This is a genomic window from Brevibacterium sp. NPDC049920 (genome assembly GCF_040656435.1).
Taxonomy (GTDB): Bacteria; Actinomycetota; Actinomycetes; order Actinomycetales; family Brevibacteriaceae; genus Brevibacterium; species Brevibacterium pityocampae.
Window position 1 is genome coordinate 41,343 of the sequence record NZ_JBFAMF010000011.1, and the last position, 19,756, is coordinate 61,098.

Consider the following 19,756-nt stretch of genomic DNA (forward strand, 5'->3'; position numbering starts at 1 on the left):
AGACCTCGGAAACCCCCTGCGGAGCGGAGTCGGAATCACCGGAGTTCCCGCATAGAGTGGACGGGGAGGCCACACCGTCGTGGTCCCAGCCGAAACCGAGACGAACACGAGGTGGCACCGTGACCGAGGTCCGATCGACCGAGATCGCACAGCAGTGGAGCGCACTCACCGGCAGCACCCCGCCGGAGAATCTCCTGGCCGCGTACTATCCCCGCCCCGAGGCCACGCCGGCGGAGCGCTACCGCCCCCGCGAGCTCGCGGCCTCCGCGATCGAGCACGCCCGGTGCGCCGAACGGCACCGGGCCGGGGAGCCGACGATCGAGATCCGCAATCCGGGTGAGGACTCGATCGAGCAGATCGGCAACCGGACGGCGATCAGCATCGTCACCGACGACATGCGCCACCTCGTGTCCTCGCTCGTCGCCGAGCTCACCGGGCTCGGGCTGGCGATCCGCGAGGTGCACCACCCGATCATCGTCGTCGAGCGCGGTCCGGACGGGATGCACGTCGTCGCCCCCGCCGATCTCAGCCGCACCGTCACCGACACCACCGCGCTGCCGGTCATCGCCCCCGGCGACTCCCCGGCCGAGCGCCGCAAGGAGTCCTGGATCCACATCGAGGTCGACCGGATCCCCGAGGACCGGTTCGCCGAGGTCGAGGCCGGGCTGCGCGAGACCATCGAGTTCGTCGCCGCCGTCGAGCGCGACCGGCACACGATGGCCGACACCGCGCGGCACATCGCCGAAACGCTGCGCACCCGGCCCCCGCGGCCCGAGCTCGCCGAGGAGGCCGCGGAGTCCGCCGACCTCCTCGACTGGCTCGACGGCCGCTTCGCGTTCATGGGCTACCGCGAGTACGCGCTCGAGGAGTCCGGCGGGGAGAAGATCCTCGTCCCGATCGAGGACTCCGCACTCGGCATCTCCTCGCTCCGCGCGACGCTGAGCTCGCCGCTGTCGCGGGCGGTGGCCGCCAAGGCCGAGGAGCCGCGCGTCCTCGTGCTCACCAAGGCGAACTCCCGATCCCGGCTCATCCGGCGCGGGTACCTCGACTACGTCGGGGTGAAGACCTTCGACGACACCGGGCGGATCGTCGGTGAGAAGCGCTTCGTCGGCCTGTACACCTCGGGGCTGTACTCGGCCTCCGTGCTCGACATCCCCCTCATCGCGTCGAAGATGCGCTACGTGCTCAGCCATTCCGGCCTCGCCCGCGACACGCACTCCGGCGACGAGCTCGTCGCGATCCTCGAGAGCTACCCGCGCGACGACCTGCTCCACGCCGATGCGCAGGAGATCCTCGATGTCGTCACCCAGGTGCTCGACCTGCAGGAGAAGCGCGAGTCGAGCGTCTTCATCCGGCGCGACCCCTACGAGCGCTACGTCTCCGTGCTCGTCTACGTGCCGCGCGACCTCTACGACACCGCCGCCCGACTGCGGGTCGAGGGCGTGCTCCGCGACTACTACGGCGCGGAGTCCGTGGACTTCGACGTGCTGCTGAGCGACTCCGCGCTCGCCCGCCTCCACTTCGTCGCCCGGGTCCCGCGCGACGAGGTGCTGCCCGACATCGCCGGGGAGACGGTGGCCGAGCGGATCACCGCGGCGCTGCGCTCGTGGGAGGAGGACATCGCGGAGTTCATCGCCCCGGCCGGCGGCTCGGTGTCCGCGGCCGACATGGAGCTGCGCCGGCGCTGGATGCGTGCCTTCCCGCCGAGCTACCAGGAGTACCACACGCCGCGTCAGGCGGTCGACGACGTCGACCGCTTCGAGGAGCTCGACTCCGATGCGGAGCCCTCCGTCCGGATCTACCGCCCCGACGCGGAGGACGAGGCCGACGTGCGTCTCGCGTTCTACCGCATCGCCCCGGCGGGCCTGTCGGAGATCCTGCCGTTCCTCGCCAACCTCGGCGCCCAGGTGCACGACGAGCGGCCCTACGAGCTCGACCTGCCCGACGGCGAGCACCGCTACGTCTACGACTTCGGGCTGTCCTTCGACCGGCCGCTCGACGACGGCGACTTCGCCCGCATCGAGCGCGCCTTCACCACCGCCTGGACCGGTGAGCGGGAGTCCGGCCGGATGGACAGCCTCGTGGCCTCCGGCCTCGAATGGCAGGACGTCAGCATCATCCGCGCCTTCACCCATTACCTCCGGCAGGCCGGCTTCTCCCTCACCGAGCGCCACATGGGCGAGGTGTTCACCACCCACGTCGCCCTCACCACCGCGCTCGTCGAGCTGTTCCGGGTCCGTTTCGACCCCGACCTCGACGAGTCCCGGGGCACGCGCGAGGAGCTCATGCGCGCCCGGGAGGAGGAGATCGAGGCCGCGCTCGCCGAGGTCGCCAGCCTCGATGCCGACCGGGTGCTGCGCGCCGTCCTCGAGCTCATCCGGGCCACTGTGCGGACGAACGTGTTCCAGCCCGCGGACGGCCGGATGCCGGCCGCGGCGGTGTTCAAGATCCTCCCCACCCGGCTCGACTTCGTGCCCAAGCCCAAGCCGGCGCTCGAGATGTGGGTGTACTCCCCGGAGGTCGAGGGCGTCCACCTGCGCTTCGGGCCGGTGGCCCGCGGCGGCCTGCGCTGGTCGGACCGGGCCGACGACTTCCGCACCGAGGTGCTCGGACTCGTCAAGGCGCAGATGGTGAAGAACGCGCTCATCGTGCCGACCGGCGCCAAGGGCGGGTTCTTCCCCAAGCAGCTGCCCGACCCGGCGGTCGACCGCGACGCCTGGGCGGCCGCCGGGCAGCACGCCTACGAGCTGTTCATCGGCGCGCTCCTCGATGTCGCCGACAACCTCGTCACCGAGGGCGAGGGCACCCGCACGGTGCGCCCGGAGCGGACCGTCGTCCACGACGGCGAGGACAGCTACCTCGTCGTCGCGGCGGACAAGGGCACCGCCCGCTTCTCCGACGTCGCCAACCGGATCGCGCTCGAGCGCGGCTTCTGGCTCGGTGACGCGTTCGCCTCGGGCGGGTCCGTGGGCTACGACCACAAGGCCATGGGGATCACCTCCCGCGGCGCCTGGACCTCGGTCGAGCGCCACTTCCGGGAGCTCGGCCTCGACACCTCCCGGGACGAGTTCACCGCCGTCGGGATCGGCGACATGAGCGGCGACGTGTTCGGCAACGGCATGCTCCGCAGCGACCGCACCCGGCTCGTCGCCGCCTTCGACCACCGCGACGTGTTCCTCGACCCGGACCCGGACGCCGCGGCGTCCTACGCTGAGCGCAGGCGCCTGTTCGAGACCCCGCGCTCGAGCTGGCAGGACTACGACCCGGAGCTGATCTCCGCCGGCGGCGGGGTGTACCCGCGCTCGGCGAAGACCATCGAGGTGAGCGAGCGCGCCGCCGAGCGTCTCGGCATGCGCCCCGGCGCGCACCCGCCCACCGAGGTCATCCGCGCGATCCTGCGGGCCCCGGTCGACCTGCTCTACAACGGCGGGATCGGCACCTACGTCAAGGCGGAGACCGAATCCCACCTCGATGTCGGGGACAAGGCCAACGACGCGATCCGCGTCGACGGCGGCGAGCTGCGCGCCCGCGTCGTCGGCGAGGGCGGCAACCTCGGCTTCACTCAGCTCGGCCGGGTCGAGGCCGCGCTCGGCGGGGTCAGGCTCAACACCGATGCCGTCGACAACTCCGCCGGCGTGGACTGCTCCGACCACGAGGTCAACATCAAGCTGCTCCTCGACCTCCTCATCAGGCGCGGCGAGTTCGCTTCCGCCGAGCGGGAGTCGGTGCTCCTGTCGATGACGGACGAGGTCGCCGGGCTCGTGCTCGCGAACAACTACAGCCAGAACGTCGCGCTCGGGGAGGCGCGCGATCGGGCGCAGTCGATGACGAGCACGCAGCGGCGCCTCCTCAAGCGCCTCGAGAAGACCGCCGAGCTCGACCGCGCGGTGGAGTTCCTCCCCGACGACAAGGCGCTCAACCGGCGCGCCGAGGCGGGCCGCGGCTTCACCTCCCCGGAGCTCGCCGTGCTGCTGGCCTACGTCAAGATGGACACCGCCGGCGAGATCCTGTCCGGCGATCTGCCGGCGGAGGACTGGACGCGCGAGCACCTCGTCGACTACTTCCCCGACAGCCTCGCGCAGCGGCACGCGGACGCCTTCGTCCACCACCCGCTGCACCGGGAGATCGCGACGGCCCACCTCGTCAACCGGATCGTCGACCGCGGCGGGCTGACCTACATCTTCCGGATGCAGGAGGAGACCGGCGCCTCGGTCGCGCAGATCGCCCGGGCGTTCACCGTGGTGAGCCGGGTGTTCGACCTCGACGCGCACTTCGAGGACATCTGCGCCCTCGACAACCGGGTGCCGGCGGAGGTCCAGGTCCAGCTCCTCCACGGCTACGTCCGGCTCCTCGACCGCGCCTCCCGGTGGCTCGTCCACCAGGCGCCCGACGGTCTCGACGTGCTCGCCGAGGTCGACCGCTACCGGCCCGTGATCCGGGAGCTGCGGCCCCTCGTCCCGGGCCTGCTGCGCGGGCAGGACCGGGCTGAGCTCGAGGACGCCGCCCACCGCTGGATCGGCGAGGGCGTGCCGGAGGAGCTCGCCTTCCGGGCGGCCGCGCTGCTCGACGAGTTCGCGCTCCTCGACGTCGCGCAGGCCGCCTCCCGCACCGACACCCCCGCGATCGATGCGGCCGAGGTGTACTATGCGGTGACCGACCTGCTCGCGGGCTCGCAGCTGCTCAACCTCATCGGTGATCTCGATCGCCGGAGCCGGTGGACGGCCCTGGCCCGCGGTGCGATGCGGGACGACTTCTACCAGGCGGTGCTCTCGATCGTCGTCGCGATCCTCACGGTGACCGACAGCGAGCGGGCGACCCCGGCCGAGCGCGCCGACGACCGGATCGCGCAGTGGCGCGTCCGCACCGACGCCTCGCTGCGCCAGGTGCTCTCGACGATCGACGAGGTCATCGCGCTCGAGCAGGTCGACCAGGCGCCGCTGTCCGTGCTCCTGCGGATGATGCGCTCCGTCGTCCGCTCGACCGAGTGGGGCATGCAGGACACCTGAGACGAGGAGGACCCATGGGTCTGCTGAGCGATCTGCTGGCCGCCGAGGGGATCGTCGACGCCGACGACGTCGAGTGGCTCCACCTCGTCGTCGGCGACTGGCAGCTCATCGCCGACCTCTCCTTCGCCGATCTCGTGCTGTGGGCCCCGGCCCGCATCGCCGAGGCGGCCGGGGGCGAGGGCACCGGGGCCGATCCCGAGGGCGGCACGGACACGCCTGAGGCGGGTGCGGACGGCGAGGCTCCGGAATACCGGGTGATCGCGCACTGCCGGCCGACCACCGGCTCGACGGTCTACCCGCACGACGAGGTCGGCACGCTCGCCACCGCGGAGGAGCGCGCGCTGCTCCACGAGGCCCACTCCCAGCAGCGGATCGTCATCTCGCAGGCCGCCGAGCCCCCGCTCGTCGGCGCCGAGGCGGTCCCCGTGGTGCGCGCCGGCCGGGTCATCGCCGTGCTGACCCGGCACACCGAGGAGGGGCGTCGACAGGGCTCCTCCCGGCTCGAGCGCTACTACCGCTCGAGCGCGACGATGCTCCTGTCGATGATCGCCGAGGGGGCGTTCCCCGATCTCAGCGCGCCCTCCGGCGCCCATCGCGGGGAGCCCCGCGTGGGCGACGGGCTCATCGTCCTCAACCGGGAGGGCCGGGTCCGCTACGCCTCCCCGAACGGCGTGTCCGTGCTCCACCGGCTCGGGCACGAGGGGGAGATCGAGGGCCGCTACCTCGCCGAGGTCGTGTCCGGCCTCATCGCCCAGCTCCGTCCGGTCGACGAGACCCTGCCGCTCGTGCTCACCGGCCGCGCGCCGTGGCGCACCGAGGTCGAGTCCGGCCGGGTCACGGTGTCCCTGCGCGCGATCCCCATCACCCGGGCCGGCACGCGCACCGGCGCGATCATCCTCGCCCGGGACGTATCCGAGATCCGGCGCCGCGAGCGCGAGCTGCTGAGCCGCGACGCGATGATCCGGGAGATGCACCACCGGGTGAAGAACAACCTGCAGACGGTGTCGGCGCTGCTGCGGCTGCAGGCCCGGCGGATGGAGTCCCCGGAGTCGCGGGCCGCGCTCGAGGAGGCGATGCGCCGGGTGGCGATCATCGCCGTCGTCCACGACGTGCTGAGCCAGGGGGTGGAGAGCGAGGTCGACTTCGACGAGATCGTCGACAAGGGCCTGCGGCTCACCCCCGAGCTCACCTCGCCCGAGCTCGAGGTCACCCTGCGGCGCACCGCGAGCTTCGGCGCGATCTCCTCGGCCGACGCGACCTCGCTCGCGCTCGCCCTCACCGAGCTCGTGACGAATGCGATCGAGCACGGCTTCCCGCTGTCGGCGAAGCCGGAGGGCCAGGACACCCTGCGCGGCACCGTGTGGGTGACCCCGGAGCGGGTGGGGGACCGGCTCACCGTCATCATCGCCGACGACGGCGTCGGCCTGCCGCCCGGCGGCGGCCCCGGCTCGGGGCTCGGCACGCAGATCGTGCGGACCCTCATCACGAGCGACCTCGCCGGCAGCATCGAGTGGCGGCCGCGCGACGGCGGCGGCACCGAGGCGCTCATCGACGTGCCGCTGCGCTCCGACACGGTGTGAGCGCCCCGGGCGGGACCTGCCCCGGTGGGCACGCACAGCACGACAGCGGCCGCAGGCTCATCGAGCCTGCGGCCGCTGTGAGAAAGCGTGCGGGTGCGCTCAGCCGGCGCGGCGGGCGCGGGCGGCGCGCCGCTTGAGAGCGCGGCGCTCGTCCTCGCTCAGACCACCCCAGACTCCGGCGTCCTGACCGGATTCGAGTGCCCACTGCAGGCAGGTCTCGACGACTTCGCACCGCCGGCAGACGCTCTTGGCCTCTTCGATCTGGAGCAGGGCGGGCCCGGTGTTGCCGATGGGGAAGAAGAGTTCCGGGTCCTCGTTGAGGCACGCCGCGCGATGGCGCCAGTCCATGGTGTCCTTTCCTGGGAGCGGAGATCGCCGCTGCCGCGGACCGGAGGCTTCCCGAACGGGAGCGCAGACACGGGTGACGGCGTGGAAGATCGGCGATCGTATGGAACGATCACCACAAGACTCACACACGCCGGAGGGGCGCACAAGGGTTGAGCAGTGTGAAATCACTGACAGATCTCCATTCTCAGCACAACTGCGGGCTGCGTGCAAATCGCCGCGCACCGGGGTGAGACACCGGCCCGGCGCCCTTGTGCCGGTGCGCCGGCGTCTGCTTGGCTGGGGTGCATGACCGACTCGCACACCTCTTCCGGCCGCCCCCTCGGGGACCTCGCCGACGTCCGCCTCATCGCGATCGACGGCGTCGCCCCGACGATCGACCCGGGCGCCTTCATCGCCCCCGGCGTCATCCTCATCGGCGACGTCCGGGTGGGGCCGGGCAGCAGCATCTACTACGGCTGCGTGCTGCGCGCGGACCGCAATTCGATCACCATCGGGTCCGGCACGAACATCCAGGACAGCACCGTCATGCACGCCGACCCGGGCAAGCCCGTGGTGATCGGCGACCGGGTGTCCGTCGGCCACCGCGCACTCGTCCACGGCTGCATCGTCGGCGACGACGTGCTCGTCGGGATGAGTGCGACGCTCCTCAACGAGTGCCGGATCGGCAGCGGCTCGCTCGTCGCCGCCGGCGCCGTCGTGCTCGAGGGGACCGAGGTGCCCGCCGGCTCGCTCGTCGCCGGGGTGCCCGGCAAGGTGCGTCGCCCGCTCACCGAGGACGACCTCGCCCGCGTCCACGGCAATGCGCAGGCCTACGAGGAGATCACCGCGCTCCACCGGGAGCGCGGCCGGCTCCTCTGAGCCACCTCCTCCGATCCCGGGCCGGCGCGGGTTGAGGTTGCCCTGTCCTTCCTGGCAGGACCGGGCGCGGTGGCCGACACTGGTGGCATGAGGATCGTCGGCTTCTTCCGCAGCTATCCGCTCGTCGCACTCGCCCTCGCCGCGCTCGTGCTCACCCTCGTCCTGCTCGGCCTGGGAGCCCCGGGTGCGGCGCAGATCCTCGCCACCGCCGTCATCGCCCTCGTCGTCGTCCTCACCGCGATCGACATGGTCCGCGACCTCCTCGCCGGCACCTGGGGCCTCGACGTGCTCGCCGTCGTCGCGATGGTGTCCACCGTGCTCGTCGGGGAGTACGTCGCCGGCCTCATCATCGTGCTCATGCTCACCGGCGGCGAGGCGATCGAGGACTACGCCGCCGGGCGCGCCGGCCGCGAGCTCGATGCCCTCATCAGCCGCGCCCCGGCCTTCGCCAGCCGGCTGACCGCCGCGGGGGAGATCGAGCGCATCCCCGTGCGCGCGGTGGCACCCGGCGACCGCCTCCTCGTGCGCCCGGCCGAGGTGCTGCCCGTCGACGGGGTGCTCGAGGACGCGCACGCCTCGATCGACGAGTCCTCCCTCACCGGGGAGCCGCTGCCCGTCACCCGCGCCGCTGGCGAGGAGGTGCACTCCGGCACGGTCAACGGCACCGAGGCCTTCACCATGCGGGCGACGGCGACGGAGCAGGAGTCGCAGTACCACGCGATCGTCGAGCTCGTCGGCGAGGCGGTCGCCTCGAAGGCGCCGATGGTCCGCCTCGCGGATCGCTACGCCGTGCCCTTCACCGTGCTCTCCCTCCTCATCGCCGGGGTCAGCTGGGCGGTGAGCGGCGAGGCGGTCCGCTTCGCCGAGGTGCTCGTCGTCGCCACCCCGTGTCCCCTCCTCATCGCCGCGCCGGTGGCATTCATGGGCGGGATGAGCCGCACCGCTCGGATCGGCGTCATCGTCAAGAACGGCGGGGCGATCGAGACGCTGTCCCGCGTCCGTTCGGTCGCCTTCGATAAGACCGGCACCCTCACCCGGGGGCGCCCGGAGATCCGCGCCGTCCATCCCGGATCCCTGCCCGCCGACGAGGTCCTCGTGCTCGCCGCCGGGGCCGAGCAGTACTCCGTGCACGTGTTCGCCGCCCCGATCGTCGCCGCCGCCCACCACCGGGGGCTGCGGCCGGCCGAGGTCGCCGAGGCCGCCGAGGTCGCCACGAACGGGGTGCAGGCGACGCTGGCGGACGGCACCGAGGTGCGGGTGGGCAAGCCCGCCTTCGTCGCCGAGCGAGTGCCGGGACTGCGGCGCACACCGCTCACGGCCGGCGAGACCGCCGTCTACGTGTCCCGTGGGGACGAGCTCGCCGGGACCATCGTGCTCGCCGACCCGGTGCGTCCCGAGGCGCGGGGCACCGTGGCGGCGCTCCGCGGCCTCGGCATCGAGCGCTGCGCGATCCTCACCGGCGACGTCGCCCCGACCGCGGAGTCGATCGCCGCGGAGGTCGGCATCGACACCGTCCACGCCGAGTGCACCCCGTCCACCAAGGTCGACCTCGTCGCCGCCGCACGCCCCCGCCCGGTGCTCATGGTCGGGGACGGCATCAACGACGCCCCCGTGCTCGCGGCCGCCGACGTCGGGATCGCGATGGGCGCACGCGGGGCGACGGCGGCGAGTGAGGCGGCCGCCGCGGTCGTCACCGCCGACGACATCTCCACCGTCGCGCAGGCCGTGGCGATCGCCCGGCGCACTGTGCGGATCGCGCTGCAGAGCATCTGGCTCGGCATCGCGATCTCGCTGGGGCTCATGCTGGTCGCCGCCTTCGGCTTCCTCCCCGCGGTGCTCGGCGCGATCCTCCAGGAGGGCGTCGACCTCGTCGCGATCCTCGGCGCCCTGCGCGCGCTCGGCGGCGGCCCGATCGCGGTGCCCCCGGCGGCGGGGGAGGACCATTCCGACGATTTCGTCAGCCCCGAGCGGGTTTGACATGATGAGCGGGTGAAGAACGTACTGGATCCCGCGCAGAACCGAGTCGTCGTCATCGGCGGCGGCCCCGGCGGCTACGAGGCGGCCCTCGTCGCCGCTCAGCTCGGCGCCGACGTCACCCTCGTCGAACGCAACCGCTGCGGCGGTGCGGCAGTCCTCACCGACGTCGTGCCCTCGAAGACGCTCATCGCGACCGCCGAGCTCATGGGCGACATCGCCGAATCCGGGTCGCTGGGCATCCGCCTCGATGACACCGACACGGGGGAGGCCTCGGACTCCACCGGCGGCCGGATCCGCGCCGACCTCGGTGCGATCAACACCCGGATCCTCGAGCTCGCCAACGCCCAGGCCACCGACATCCACCACGGCCTCGTGCGCGCCGGGGTCACCGCCGTCAAGGGGCAGGCGCGCCTGACCGGCCGCAGACAGGTCGAGATCTCCCCGGCCGACGGGGAGGCGTACTCCGTCGAGGCCGATACCGTGCTGCTCGCGGTCGGCGCCCACCCGCGCGAGCTGCCGAGCGCTCAGCCCGACGGCGAGCGGATCCTCACGTGGACCCAGCTCTACGGCCTCGCGGAGCTCCCGGAGCACCTCGTCGTCGTCGGCTCCGGCGTCACCGGCGCGGAGTTCGCCTCGGCCTACAACGCGCTCGGCTGCCAGGTCACCCTCGTGTCCTCGCGCGACCGGGTGCTGCCCGGCGAGGACAGCGACGCCGCGGAGGTGCTCGAGAACGTGTTCCGCTCCCGCGGCATGAACGTGCTGTCGCGCTCGCGCGCGACATCGGTCGAGCGCACGGAGACCGGGGTCGAGGTCACCCTCGAGGACGGCCGCACGGTGGCGGCGACCCACTGCCTCATGGCGGTCGGCTCGATCCCGAACACCGAGGACCTCGGACTCGAGGCGGCCGGGGTGCAGACGGAGGAATCCGGCCACATCACCGTCGACGGGGTGTCGCGCACCTCGGCGCCCGGCGTCTACGCCGCCGGGGACTGCACCGCGGTGCTCCCGCTCGCCTCGGTCGCGGCGATGCAGGGTCGGATCGCGATGTGGCACGCGCTCGGCGACGCGGTCTCCCCGCTCAAGCTGCGCAATGTCGCCTCGAACGTCTTCACCGCCCCGGAGATCGCCACGGTGGGCTTCAGCCAGGCCGACTATCTCGAGAACTCCGACGAGGTGGAGACGGTGACGCAAACGCTGTCGACGAATCCGCGGGCGAAGATGCAGGAGATCACCGACGGCTTCGTCAAGATCTTCGCCAGGCGCGGCTCGGGGTCGATCCTCGGCGGCGTCGTCGTCGGCCCCAAGGCGAGCGAGCTCATCCTGCCGATCACGCTCGCCGTCGAGAACCGCCTCACCGTCGATCAGCTGTCCTCGAGCTTCACCGTCTATCCCTCGCTCAGCGGCTCGGTGACGGAGGCGGCGCGCAAGCTCCACCACCACGCCCGCTGAGGCCGGTGCGCCCACGCCGTGCGCTGAGACAGGTGCCGAACCCGGCGGGCGGGCTCAGGCCTCGAACTCGACGAGCGGCTCGCCGGCGCGCACCGTGGCGCCCGGCTCGACGAGCACGCGCGCCACGGTCGCCGCGTGCGTCGCGGTGAGCGGCTGCTCCATCTTCATCGCCTCGATCACCGCGAGCCGCTGACCGGCCTCGACGGTGTCGCCGGCGGCGACCTCGACAGACACGATGGTGCCCTGCATGGGAGCGGTGAGGCGCGGCGAATCGTCCTCGCGGCGCGAGCCCCGTCGGCGCAGGCCGCCGCGCCGGGTGGCCGACCCGGGAGCCGCCGGGCGGGCGAGCTCGGCGGGGACCTTGACGGTCATCCGATGGCCCTCGACCTCGACCACGATGTCGATGACGTCCTCGGCGGGCTGGGTGTGCACGGACATGGGTTCCTCCGGAGTGTCGAACTGGGGCATGTAGGTCGACTGCAGCCAGTGCGTCGACACGGTGAAGTCCTCGGTGAAGGCCGGTTCGTCGACGAGCCGGCGGTGGAGCGGTATGAGGGTGCGCACACCCTCGATGGTGAACTCGTCGAGCGCGCGGCGGGCGCGCGCGAGCGCCTGTGCGCGGTCCTCGCCGGTGACGATGAGCTTGGCGAGCATCGGGTCGAAGTCGGTGCCGACCTCGGTGCCGGTGCCCACGCCGGAGTCGAGCCGGATGCCCGGCCCGGCCGGCGGGATGTAGCGGGTGATCCGACCGGTCGCGGGGAAGAAGCCGCGGCGGGCGTCCTCGGCGTTGATCCGGAACTCGATCGAATGGCCGCGCGGGACGGGGAGCTCCGGCGGCAGGGATTCGCCGGCGGCGATCCGCAGCTGCCAGGCGACGAGGTCGACCCCGGCGACCTCCTCGGTCACCGTGTGCTCGACCTGGATCCGGGCGTTGACCTCCATGAATGTCGGGCGCCCGTCGCGGCCGAGCAGGAACTCGCACGTCGCTGCGCCGACGTAGCCGACCTCGGCGAGGATGCGCCGCGAGGCCTCGGTGACCGTCTCCTGCTGCTCGGGGGTGAGGAACGGGGCGGGTGCCTCCTCGACGATCTTCTGGTTGCGCCGCTGCAGGGTGCAGTCGCGGGTGGACACCACGTGGACGGTGCCGGCGGCATCGACGAGGCACTGCGTCTCGATGTGCCGGGGGTCGACGATCTGCTGCTCGAGGAGGCACTCGCCGCGGCCGAAGGCGCTGCGCGCCTCCCGGGTGGCGGACTCGAGGGCCGGCTGCAGCTCGGAGGCGTCCGCCGCGGTGCGGAAGCCGCGCCCGCCGCCGCCGTAGACGGCCTTGACGGCCACGGGGTAGCCGATCTCCGCGGCGATCCGCCGGGCCTCCTCCAGGCTCTCCACCGCGCCGCCGGAGCCGCGCGTGATCGGGGCGTCGACGGCCTCGGCGACAGCGCGGGCTCCGGCCTTGTCGCCGAGCCGGGCGATCGCCGCCGGCGGCGGGCCCACCCACACGAGGCCGGCGTCGAGCACGGCCTGGGCGAAGTCGGGGCTCTCCGCGAGGTACCCGTAGCCGGGGTGCACGGCGTCGGCGCCGGACCTCCGGGCGAGATCGAGGAGTCGGGTGATGCTGAGGTAGGTGTCGGCGGGTCCGAGCCCGTCGAGCAGCCAGGCGTCGTCGGCGAGCCGGACGAAGTCGGCGTCTGCGTCCGGCCGGGTGTAGGCGGCGATCGCGCGGATCCCGAGGTCGTGGCAGGCGCGGATGATGCGCAGGGCGATCTCTCCGCGGTTGGCGATGAACACCGCGCGGACCGGCCGGTGCGTCACGCTCGCGGAGTACTCCGCGGCCAGCTGACTCATGTGGGGGACTCCTGAGGACGGAACGACATGGAACAGGTCAAACCTAGAGACCCTCGCCAAACACTTGTCGCCGATCGACAAAAGACTTGGATGAACTTCTTCCGGCGCCGCGGGAGTGTCGCGCTCAGTCGCGGGCGTCCCACAGGGACGGCCAGAACACGCCGAGCCCGGTGACGAGCCGGCGGAGCACCGGCAGGCTCAGGCCGATGACGTTGTGGTGGTCGCCCTCGATCCCGGTGACGAAGGCGCCGCCGAAGCCGTCGATCGTCAGTGCGCCGGCGACCTCGAGGGGCTCCCCGGTGGCGATGTAGGCGTCGAGCTCGGCCGGGCTCGGCCGGACGGTGCGGATGACGGTGCTCGCCGTCTCGACCGTGATGCCGGTGAGGCCCCATCCCGCCTGCGCGTGCCCGGACGCGGTCGGTGCTGCGTCCGGGGCGGGGCTCCCGGCGGGGGCGTTGCGGTCGAGCCGCGCGACGCAGTGACCGGTGTGCAGGTGGGCCGTGGACCCGCCCATCTCCTCCCACACCCGGCGGGTCGCCTCGGCGGTGTGGGGCTTGCCCACCGGCCTGCCGCCGAGCTCGAGGATCGAGTCCGAGGCGATGAGCACCGCGGTGCCGGAGTCCCCGGGGATGGCCGCGGTGCCGGTGAGGATGCGGTCGAGCACGGTCCGGCCCTTCGCCTCCGCGAGCACCCCGGCCAGCGTGCGGACGTCGGCATCCGGATGGGCGGCCTCGACGGCGGCCTCGTCGACGTCGGAGACGATGACGTGCGGCGTGATGCCGGACCCAGCGAGGATCCTCCGGCGCGACGGCGAGGCGGAGGCGAGGACGACGGCGGTCATGCGGAGAGCTCCTCGGGATCGGCGGCCGGTCCGGCGGAAGCCGGGGGCGGGGGTGCGTCGGGCTCCGCGGCGGGGTGCGCGGTGGGCTCGGTGCCGGGGGCGATCGACACGGGCGCGGCGAGGTCCTCGGCGATCCGGCGGACGATCGCCGCGGCGAGCTGTGCGCAGCCGAGCACGCTCGGATAGCGGCCGCCGGCGCTGACCAGCCCGATCCGGGTGGTGCCGGCGAGCGTCTGGTTGAGCGACACGGGCAGCGCACCGGTGCTCACCGCGGTCAGCCACTGGGAGCCCGACAGCACACGCGAGCTGCGGCGGAGCACGTCGCGCAGCGGTCGGCCGATCGAGGGGAGGAGGCCGAGGTTGGGCACGGTGAGCACGATGACCCGGTACCCGCCCTCGCGCTGCAGCCGGTTGATCACCGTCGACAGGACCGGCAGGCCGATCGTGCCGCTGATCGGATGGACGAGGTCGGCGGTGCCCATCGACACGACGGCGTAGCGCGGTTCGCCGCCGCCGGTGCGCGAGCGGCGCATCCGGCGGTCGGTGAGCACGGCCGACACCTGCCCGAGGAGGTCGTCGGCCCCGGCGGACGGCGCGGCGACGACGCGCAGCCGCACGTCCTCGCCGATGAGGCGGGCCACGCCGCGGGCGATGAGCATCCCCTGGGTGCGGCGTCGGGAGCCGACGTCGAGGCCGGCGACCCACGAGTCCCCGAGCACGGCGACGGCCGGCAGGTCCTCGTCGGCGCGGCTCTCGACCAGCGGGATGCCGCGGCCGGTGGAGCGGTCGACGCGGAGCGCGGGCTGCGGCACCGGGCGGCGACCGTCCTGCTCGACGGCGGTCCGCAGACGGGCGGATTGGAGGCGCAGCTGCACGGTGCCGAGCGCGAGCGCGAGCGCCGGCATGCCGACCCCGAGCGCGAGCCCCCACTTCGTCGTTCGCCGCATCCCCGTCCTTTCGGTTCCGTGGCGAGTCTAGGCGATACAGTGGGGCCCATGGCCAACGAGACCCGGACCGGGATGACCCGGCGACTGCGCAGTGTGTGGGACGAATTCAGGCTCCGTCGCGACCAGGCGGCCCAGCGCCCCGGCGGCAGCTTCGGCACCCTCGCCCCCGGGCCGGCGGTCTATGCCGAGCCGACCGAGGACGAGCTCGGGCGCGGGGCCTACGAGCCCTACGTCGCCCCGCCCATGCGGCTCGCCGCGGCGTGGAGCTGGCGCACCATCGTCGTGCTCGCCGGGATCGGGGTCGCGCTGTGGCTGCTGTCCAAGGTCAGCATGATCGTCCTGCCGGCGCTCATCGCGCTCCTCATCTCCGCGCTCCTGTCCCCGCTCGTCGGCCTGCTGCGCCGGATCGGGCTGCCCCAGGTGCTCGCCTCGTTGATCTCCTTCGTCGGCTTCATCGTGTTCGTCGTCGGCCTGCTCTACCTCGTCGGCCAGCAGATCGTCGTCGGCTTCACCGACCTCGCCGACCAGGTCGTCGCCGGCTTCCGCTCGATCAGCGACTGGCTCCAGGGCAACCCGTTCGGCCTCGAGTCCGCGCGCATCTCCCAGGCGATCGACGACGGCGTCAACCAGGCCACCGCGTACCTGCAGAGCCACTCCTCGCAGATCCTCGGCGGGGCGGTCGGCGCGGCGAGCTCGGTGGGCAGCTTCCTCACCGGTCTCCTCCTCACCCTGTTCACCGCCTTCTTCTTCCTCTACGACGGCCGCAGCATCTTCAGCTGGTTCGTCGGGCTCCTGCCCAAGCCCGCCCGTGCCCAGGCGGAGGGCGCGGCGCTGCGCGGCTGGCAGACCCTCGTCCAGTACGTGCGGGTGCAGATCATCGTCGCCGGCGTCGACGCGGTCGGCATCGGCATCGGCGCGTTCTTCCTCGGACTGCCGCTCGTCATCCCGCTCACCGTGCTCGTCTTCCTCGGGTCCTTCATCCCGATCGTCGGTGCGGTGGCCACCGGCGCCATCGCGGTCATCGTCGCGCTCGTCTCGCAGGGCTTCGTCTCCGCGCTCATCATGCTCGGCGTCGTGCTCCTCGTGCAGCAGATCGAGGGCAACGTCCTGCAGCCGTTCATCATGGGCAAGGCCGTCTCCGTCCACCCGCTCGCGGTGGTCCTCGCGGTGGCCGCCGGCGGCTTCCTCTACGGCATCCCCGGCGCGCTCTTCGCCGTCCCGCTCATCGCGGTGATCAACACCGTCGTCCTCTACCTCTCCGGCAAGGACGTCTTCGCCCCGGACGAGGAGGCGAAGACGACGGTCGAGGACGGCGAGGAGAGACCCGTGCTCGACGACGACCCGGACGACTCCCCGCTGCGCACCTCGCTGCAGGAGGAGCAGGACCCGGCGCCGCAGGCGCACGGATCGTCCGCGCGCGGCTCACAGGCGAAGGACGCCGCGCAGGCACGCGGCACAGATGCACCGGCCTCGGGGCGCGGACCCGGCTCGGGGGATCCCGACACCCGGCTCTGAGTCGGGGTCCGGCCGCCGGGCGCACCGACGCGAACGGCCCGGGGCGTGAGCCCCGGGCCGTTCTGCTGCGTCGATCGCTGCGTGCCGGATGGTCTCCGGCGGCGCATCAGCCGGTGTAGGCCTCGATGCGCTTGACGGTGACGGCGATGGTCTTGCCGCTGGGCGCCTCGTACTCGGCGGTGTCGTCGACCTTCTTGCCGTTGACGGCCGCGCCGAGGGGAGCCTGCTCGGACACGACGTTGATCGTCTCGTTCTCGTCGACGATCTCGCGGGAGCCGAGCAGGAAGGTGAGCTCGCGGCCGCCGGCGTCGACGGTGATGACCTTGCCGGGGGAGACCACCGTGGTGTCGGTGTCGGTCTCGCCCACCTGGGCGCGCGCGAGCAGGTGCTCGAGCTGACGGATCCGGGCCTCCTGCTTGCCCTGCTCCTCGCGTGCGGCGTGGTAGCCGCCGTTCTCCTTGAGGTCGCCCTCGTCGCGGGCGGCCTCGATGCGCTCGGCGATCTCGACACGACCGGGCCCCTTGAGGTGCTCGAGCTCCTTGGTCAGGCGATCGAAGGCCTCCTGGCTGAGCCAGGTCTCCTCACCCGTGATGTCCTCGGTCATGTCACTCCTAATCCCGGCCGCAGGCTGCGGCCGAACTGCAATGAGAACTCCCGGGAGCCGGTCGGCTTCCGGGAGTGAACAGTGTTCGAAGGCTCCAGTTTAGTCGAGGAACCAGCAGGAATCCACATGCCCGCTCGCCGCGAGCTGGGTGGTCGCGATGTCGAGGCGGAGCTGCGCGGGGCGGGATTCGTCGGCCGCCGGGTCCGGATCGACGGTGACCTCGCGGAAGCCGACGATCGCCTCCTGCTCGTTCGTCGCCTGCACGATGCACTCGATCGTGCGCTCGGCGTCCGGGACGACCGACACGTGGGCGATGGTGCGGGTGGAGTCGACGACCTCGTAGCCGATCGTCGTGGGATCGGTGGGGGTGGTGCGCGGGGCGAAGGAGTACCAGGCGGCGAGCGCGATCATCACGGCGATGCCCGCGGCGGCGGCGATCGCGAAGCCGCGCCGGCGCGGCGGCCGGCCGGCCGGTGGGCGGGCGCTCCCGTACCGTTCGGCGATGGCGGCGTGTGCCGTGGTCATATGCAGTCGATCCCGATTCGTCTCGTGTCCGTGCGGCGCACTAATCTAGAGTAGTCGAATTGTCGTCCCACCGGAGAGCCCGCCCCCGCGGCGCGGACCCGGTGGGCCCGTGTCGAGAGGTACCGCCACCCATGAGTCACCCGTCCTCGGAGTCACTGCCCTACCACGGACTGCGTCTGCTGGCGGTGCACGCTCACCCCGACGACGAATCCTCCAAGGGGGCGGCGACGACCGCCCTCTACGCCGAGCGCGGGGCGCGGGTGATGATCGCGACGATGACCGGCGGGGAGGCCGGGGACATCCTCAACCCGGCGCTGCTCCAGAGTCCGCAGGCCGCCCGCGACATCGCCGGGCTGCGCCGCGACGAGATGGCCCGCGCGGCCGCCGAGCTCGGCGCCGAGCACCGCTGGATCGGCTTCGTCGACTCCGGGCTGCCCGAGGGCGACCCGGCCGTCGAGACCCCGCACGGCTGCTTCTACCGGACCCCCACCGCGGTCGCTGCACGTCCGCTCGTGCACCTCATCCGCAGCTTCCGGCCGCACGTCGTCACCACCTACGACGAGCTCGGGGGCTACCCGCACCCGGACCACATCAAGACCCACGAGGTGACGATGGCGGCAGTCGAATCCGCCGCCCACCCGGAGGACAACCCGGAGCTCGGCGAGCCCTGGCAGGTGCAGAAGGTCTACTACAACCAGGACCTCTCCCCGACGAAATGGCTCATCATCCACGAGCGGATGCTCGCCGACGGGCTCGAATCGCCGTTCGGCGAGATGCTCGAGCGCTACCGGGAGCGGGCGGACACGCGTCGCACCTGGCTGTCGACCCGGATCGAGTGCCGCGAGCACTTCGAGCAGCGCGACCGTGCGCTGCTCGCCCACGCCACCCAGATCGATCCGGAGGGCGGGTTCTTCACCGGGGCCCGTGAGGCCTCGAAGAAGTACTGGACCTCGGAGGAGTTCGAGCTCGCCCTCGACTTCACCGGACGGGACCCGCTCGACGGCGCACAGGAGTTCGTCGAATCGGATCTGTTCGCCGGCGTGATCGACGACTCAGGGCGGCGAGTGCCCGACACCGGACCCCTGGGCCAGGGTGCCCGAGAGGACGAGGGATGAACGCCGCACTCATCGCGCTGGCCCAGTCGCCGGCGCCCACCGAGGACATCGAGTACCCGGACCCGGTGCTCGTCACCCCGGGCACCATCGGCTTCCTCGTGACGTTCTTCATCGTGGTCGCGGCCATCTTCCTCATCCGCGACGCGCTCAAGCGCGTGCGCCGCGTGCGCGCCAAGGACCACGCGGTCGACCGCTACCCGATCCCGATGCGGCGTCCGGGCGAGGAGAACCAGCCCCTCAACCACGGCCACGACGGGCAGGGCGATGCCGTCGGACCCGACTCGGATGTCGCGGACACGGATGCCGGGGACACCCCGCCTCGCACCTGAGCCGGACCGCCCGGCTCAGAGCTCGGGGTTCGTCGTCACCGCGCCGACGAGCAGGGCGGCGAGATGGCAGCCGAAGCCGAGCACCGTGAGGGTGTGGAAGATCTCGTGGTACCCGAACACCCGCGGGGCGGGGTCGGGCCGCTTGATGCCGTAGATCACCGCACCGGCGATGTAGAGCGCGCCGCCGACGATGACGAGGATCGCGACCGCGGGGTTCTCCTGCCAGATCTGGGGCAGGTGGCCGACCCCGGTGACCCCGATCCCGACGTAGACGGGGACGAACAGCCAGCGCGGGGCGGTCGTCCACACGATCCGGAAGATCACCCCGAGGATCGCACCGATCCACATGATGCTCAGCAGCACGGTGGCCGCGCCGCGATCGAGCATGAGGACGGCGAGCGGCGTGTAGGTGCCGGCGATGATGAGGAAGATGTTCGCGTGGTCGAGGCGGCGCAGGAGCAGCCGCACCCGCATCCGCCAGCGCCCGCGGTGGTAGACGGCCGAGGTGCCGAACAGCATCATGCCGGTGACGGTGAACACCGCCGCGGCCATGCGCGAGGCGATGGTGGGGGAGAGGATGATGAGTGCGAGCCCGCCGATCACGGCGAGCGGGAACGCCCCGGCGTGGATCCAGCCGCGCCACGAGGGCCTGATCTGCCCGGCCAGCCGACTGAGCTCGAGGCGGATCGCGCGGCCGCGCCGGCTGCCGTAGAAGCTGCCGCCGCCGGCGGGTGCCTCGGAGGGGGGTTCGGGCGGCCGGGTGACGGGGGAATCCATGCCACCGATTCTATCGGGCGCCGCATGCCGCTCCCGCGCG

15 protein-coding genes are annotated in these 19,756 nt (G+C 72.4%); 8 read left to right on the forward strand and 7 right to left on the reverse strand.

The window, feature by feature from the left end; all coding sequences use genetic code 11:
* Positions 1–119: 119 nt before the first annotated feature.
* Both AB0I45_RS11540 and AB0I45_RS11545 read left to right on the forward strand, forming a co-directional pair.
* On the forward strand, positions 120–5,006 hold the full coding sequence (locus AB0I45_RS11540; protein WP_295689940.1) for an NAD-glutamate dehydrogenase: 4,887 nt from the start codon (positions 120–122) through the stop codon (positions 5,004–5,006).
* Between the two features lie 14 nt (positions 5,007–5,020).
* On the forward strand, positions 5,021–6,586 hold the full coding sequence (locus AB0I45_RS11545) for a PAS domain-containing sensor histidine kinase (protein WP_265808476.1): 1,566 nt from the start codon (positions 5,021–5,023) through the stop codon (positions 6,584–6,586).
* Between the two features lie 99 nt (positions 6,587–6,685).
* Here the strand turns inward: AB0I45_RS11545 and AB0I45_RS11550 are convergent, their stop codons facing one another.
* Positions 6,686–6,934: a WhiB family transcriptional regulator gene (locus tag AB0I45_RS11550; RefSeq protein ID WP_137319234.1), complete on the reverse strand. Its 249-nt coding sequence runs from the start codon at positions 6,932–6,934 to the stop codon at positions 6,686–6,688.
* 285 nt (positions 6,935–7,219) lie between these two features.
* Between AB0I45_RS11550 and AB0I45_RS11555 the strand changes: the two genes are divergently transcribed.
* From AB0I45_RS11555 to AB0I45_RS11565, 3 genes are all read left to right on the forward strand, one after another.
* On the forward strand, positions 7,220–7,792 hold the full coding sequence (locus AB0I45_RS11555) for a gamma carbonic anhydrase family protein (RefSeq protein WP_295689936.1): 573 nt from the start codon (positions 7,220–7,222) through the stop codon (positions 7,790–7,792).
* An 87-nt stretch (positions 7,793–7,879) separates the two neighbouring features.
* The gene (locus tag AB0I45_RS11560; protein ID WP_295689934.1) at positions 7,880–9,769 is read left to right on the forward strand and encodes a heavy metal translocating P-type ATPase; all 1,890 of its coding nucleotides are present in this window, start codon (positions 7,880–7,882) and stop codon (positions 9,767–9,769) included.
* Positions 9,770–9,781: 12 nt separating this feature from the next.
* Positions 9,782–11,218 (forward strand): NAD(P)H-quinone dehydrogenase, encoded by a 1,437-nt coding sequence (locus AB0I45_RS11565; protein WP_137319236.1) that lies wholly within the window; start codon positions 9,782–9,784, stop codon positions 11,216–11,218.
* Between the two features lie 54 nt (positions 11,219–11,272).
* Here AB0I45_RS11565 and AB0I45_RS11570 read toward each other — a convergent pair whose 3' ends face one another.
* The 3 genes from AB0I45_RS11570 to AB0I45_RS11580 form a co-directional block, all read right to left on the reverse strand.
* The gene (locus tag AB0I45_RS11570; protein WP_295689931.1) at positions 11,273–13,063 is read right to left on the reverse strand and encodes a biotin carboxylase N-terminal domain-containing protein; all 1,791 of its coding nucleotides are present in this window, start codon (positions 13,061–13,063) and stop codon (positions 11,273–11,275) included.
* Between the two features lie 124 nt (positions 13,064–13,187).
* Positions 13,188–13,904: a Maf family protein gene (locus AB0I45_RS11575; RefSeq protein ID WP_295689929.1), complete on the reverse strand. Its 717-nt coding sequence runs from the start codon at positions 13,902–13,904 to the stop codon at positions 13,188–13,190.
* The gene (locus AB0I45_RS11580) at positions 13,901–14,851 is read right to left on the reverse strand and encodes an SGNH/GDSL hydrolase family protein (RefSeq protein ID WP_345032596.1); all 951 of its coding nucleotides are present in this window, start codon (positions 14,849–14,851) and stop codon (positions 13,901–13,903) included. Before AB0I45_RS11580 ends, AB0I45_RS11575 begins: the two co-directional genes overlap by 4 nt.
* 48 nt (positions 14,852–14,899) lie before the next feature.
* On the opposite strand from AB0I45_RS11580, the gene AB0I45_RS11585 reads away from it, so the two are divergent.
* On the forward strand, positions 14,900–16,366 hold the full coding sequence (locus AB0I45_RS11585) for an AI-2E family transporter (RefSeq protein ID WP_295690283.1): 1,467 nt from the start codon (positions 14,900–14,902) through the stop codon (positions 16,364–16,366).
* 106 nt (positions 16,367–16,472) lie between these two features.
* Here the strand turns inward: AB0I45_RS11585 and greA are convergent, their stop codons facing one another.
* On the reverse strand, positions 16,473–16,970 hold the full coding sequence (gene greA / locus AB0I45_RS11590; RefSeq protein ID WP_137319241.1) for a transcription elongation factor GreA: 498 nt from the start codon (positions 16,968–16,970) through the stop codon (positions 16,473–16,475).
* A gap of 99 nt (positions 16,971–17,069) precedes the next feature.
* Complete coding sequence (locus AB0I45_RS11595; RefSeq protein ID WP_295690282.1) at positions 17,070–17,495, reverse strand: DUF4307 domain-containing protein; 426 nt, start codon at positions 17,493–17,495, stop codon at positions 17,070–17,072.
* Between the two features lie 131 nt (positions 17,496–17,626).
* Here AB0I45_RS11595 and mca point away from each other — a divergent pair, with 131 nt between their 5' ends.
* Together mca and AB0I45_RS11605 are read left to right on the forward strand one after the other, a co-directional pair.
* Positions 17,627–18,610, forward strand: coding sequence for a mycothiol conjugate amidase Mca (gene mca, locus AB0I45_RS11600; protein ID WP_247618876.1), 984 nt, complete (start codon positions 17,627–17,629; stop codon positions 18,608–18,610).
* Positions 18,607–18,939: a hypothetical protein gene (locus AB0I45_RS11605; RefSeq protein WP_247618875.1), complete on the forward strand. Its 333-nt coding sequence runs from the start codon at positions 18,607–18,609 to the stop codon at positions 18,937–18,939. Before mca ends, AB0I45_RS11605 begins: the two co-directional genes overlap by 4 nt.
* 15 nt (positions 18,940–18,954) lie before the next feature.
* On the opposite strand, the gene AB0I45_RS11610 is transcribed toward AB0I45_RS11605, so the two are convergent.
* A complete protein-coding gene (locus AB0I45_RS11610; protein ID WP_265808482.1) occupies positions 18,955–19,716 on the reverse strand; it encodes a hemolysin III family protein in 762 nt (253 codons plus the stop codon).
* Positions 19,717–19,756 lie beyond the last annotated feature (40 nt).

Bases quoted from the DNA above. Each gene is read 5' to 3' on its own strand.
- AB0I45_RS11605 (WP_247618875.1), top strand. From the start codon at position 18,607: ATGAACGCCGCACTCATCGCGCTGGCCCAGTCGCCGGCGCCCACCGAG.
- AB0I45_RS11555 (WP_295689936.1), top strand. From the start codon at position 7,220: ATGACCGACTCGCACACCTCTTCCGGCCGCCCCCTCGGGGACCTCGCC.
- AB0I45_RS11545 (WP_265808476.1), top strand. From the start codon at position 5,021: ATGGGTCTGCTGAGCGATCTGCTGGCCGCCGAGGGGATCGTCGACGCC.
- mca (WP_247618876.1), top strand. From the start codon at position 17,627: ATGAGTCACCCGTCCTCGGAGTCACTGCCCTACCACGGACTGCGTCTG.
- greA (WP_137319241.1), bottom strand. From the start codon at position 16,970: ATGACCGAGGACATCACGGGTGAGGAGACCTGGCTCAGCCAGGAGGCC.
- AB0I45_RS11560 (WP_295689934.1), top strand. From the start codon at position 7,880: ATGAGGATCGTCGGCTTCTTCCGCAGCTATCCGCTCGTCGCACTCGCC.
- AB0I45_RS11585 (WP_295690283.1), top strand. From the start codon at position 14,900: ATGGCCAACGAGACCCGGACCGGGATGACCCGGCGACTGCGCAGTGTG.
- AB0I45_RS11570 (WP_295689931.1), bottom strand. From the start codon at position 13,063: ATGAGTCAGCTGGCCGCGGAGTACTCCGCGAGCGTGACGCACCGGCCG.
- AB0I45_RS11610 (WP_265808482.1), bottom strand. From the start codon at position 19,716: ATGGATTCCCCCGTCACCCGGCCGCCCGAACCCCCCTCCGAGGCACCC.
- AB0I45_RS11580 (WP_345032596.1), bottom strand. From the start codon at position 14,851: ATGCGGCGAACGACGAAGTGGGGGCTCGCGCTCGGGGTCGGCATGCCG.
- AB0I45_RS11575 (WP_295689929.1), bottom strand. From the start codon at position 13,904: ATGACCGCCGTCGTCCTCGCCTCCGCCTCGCCGTCGCGCCGGAGGATC.
- AB0I45_RS11550 (WP_137319234.1), bottom strand. From the start codon at position 6,934: ATGGACTGGCGCCATCGCGCGGCGTGCCTCAACGAGGACCCGGAACTC.
- AB0I45_RS11595 (WP_295690282.1), bottom strand. From the start codon at position 17,495: ATGACCACGGCACACGCCGCCATCGCCGAACGGTACGGGAGCGCCCGC.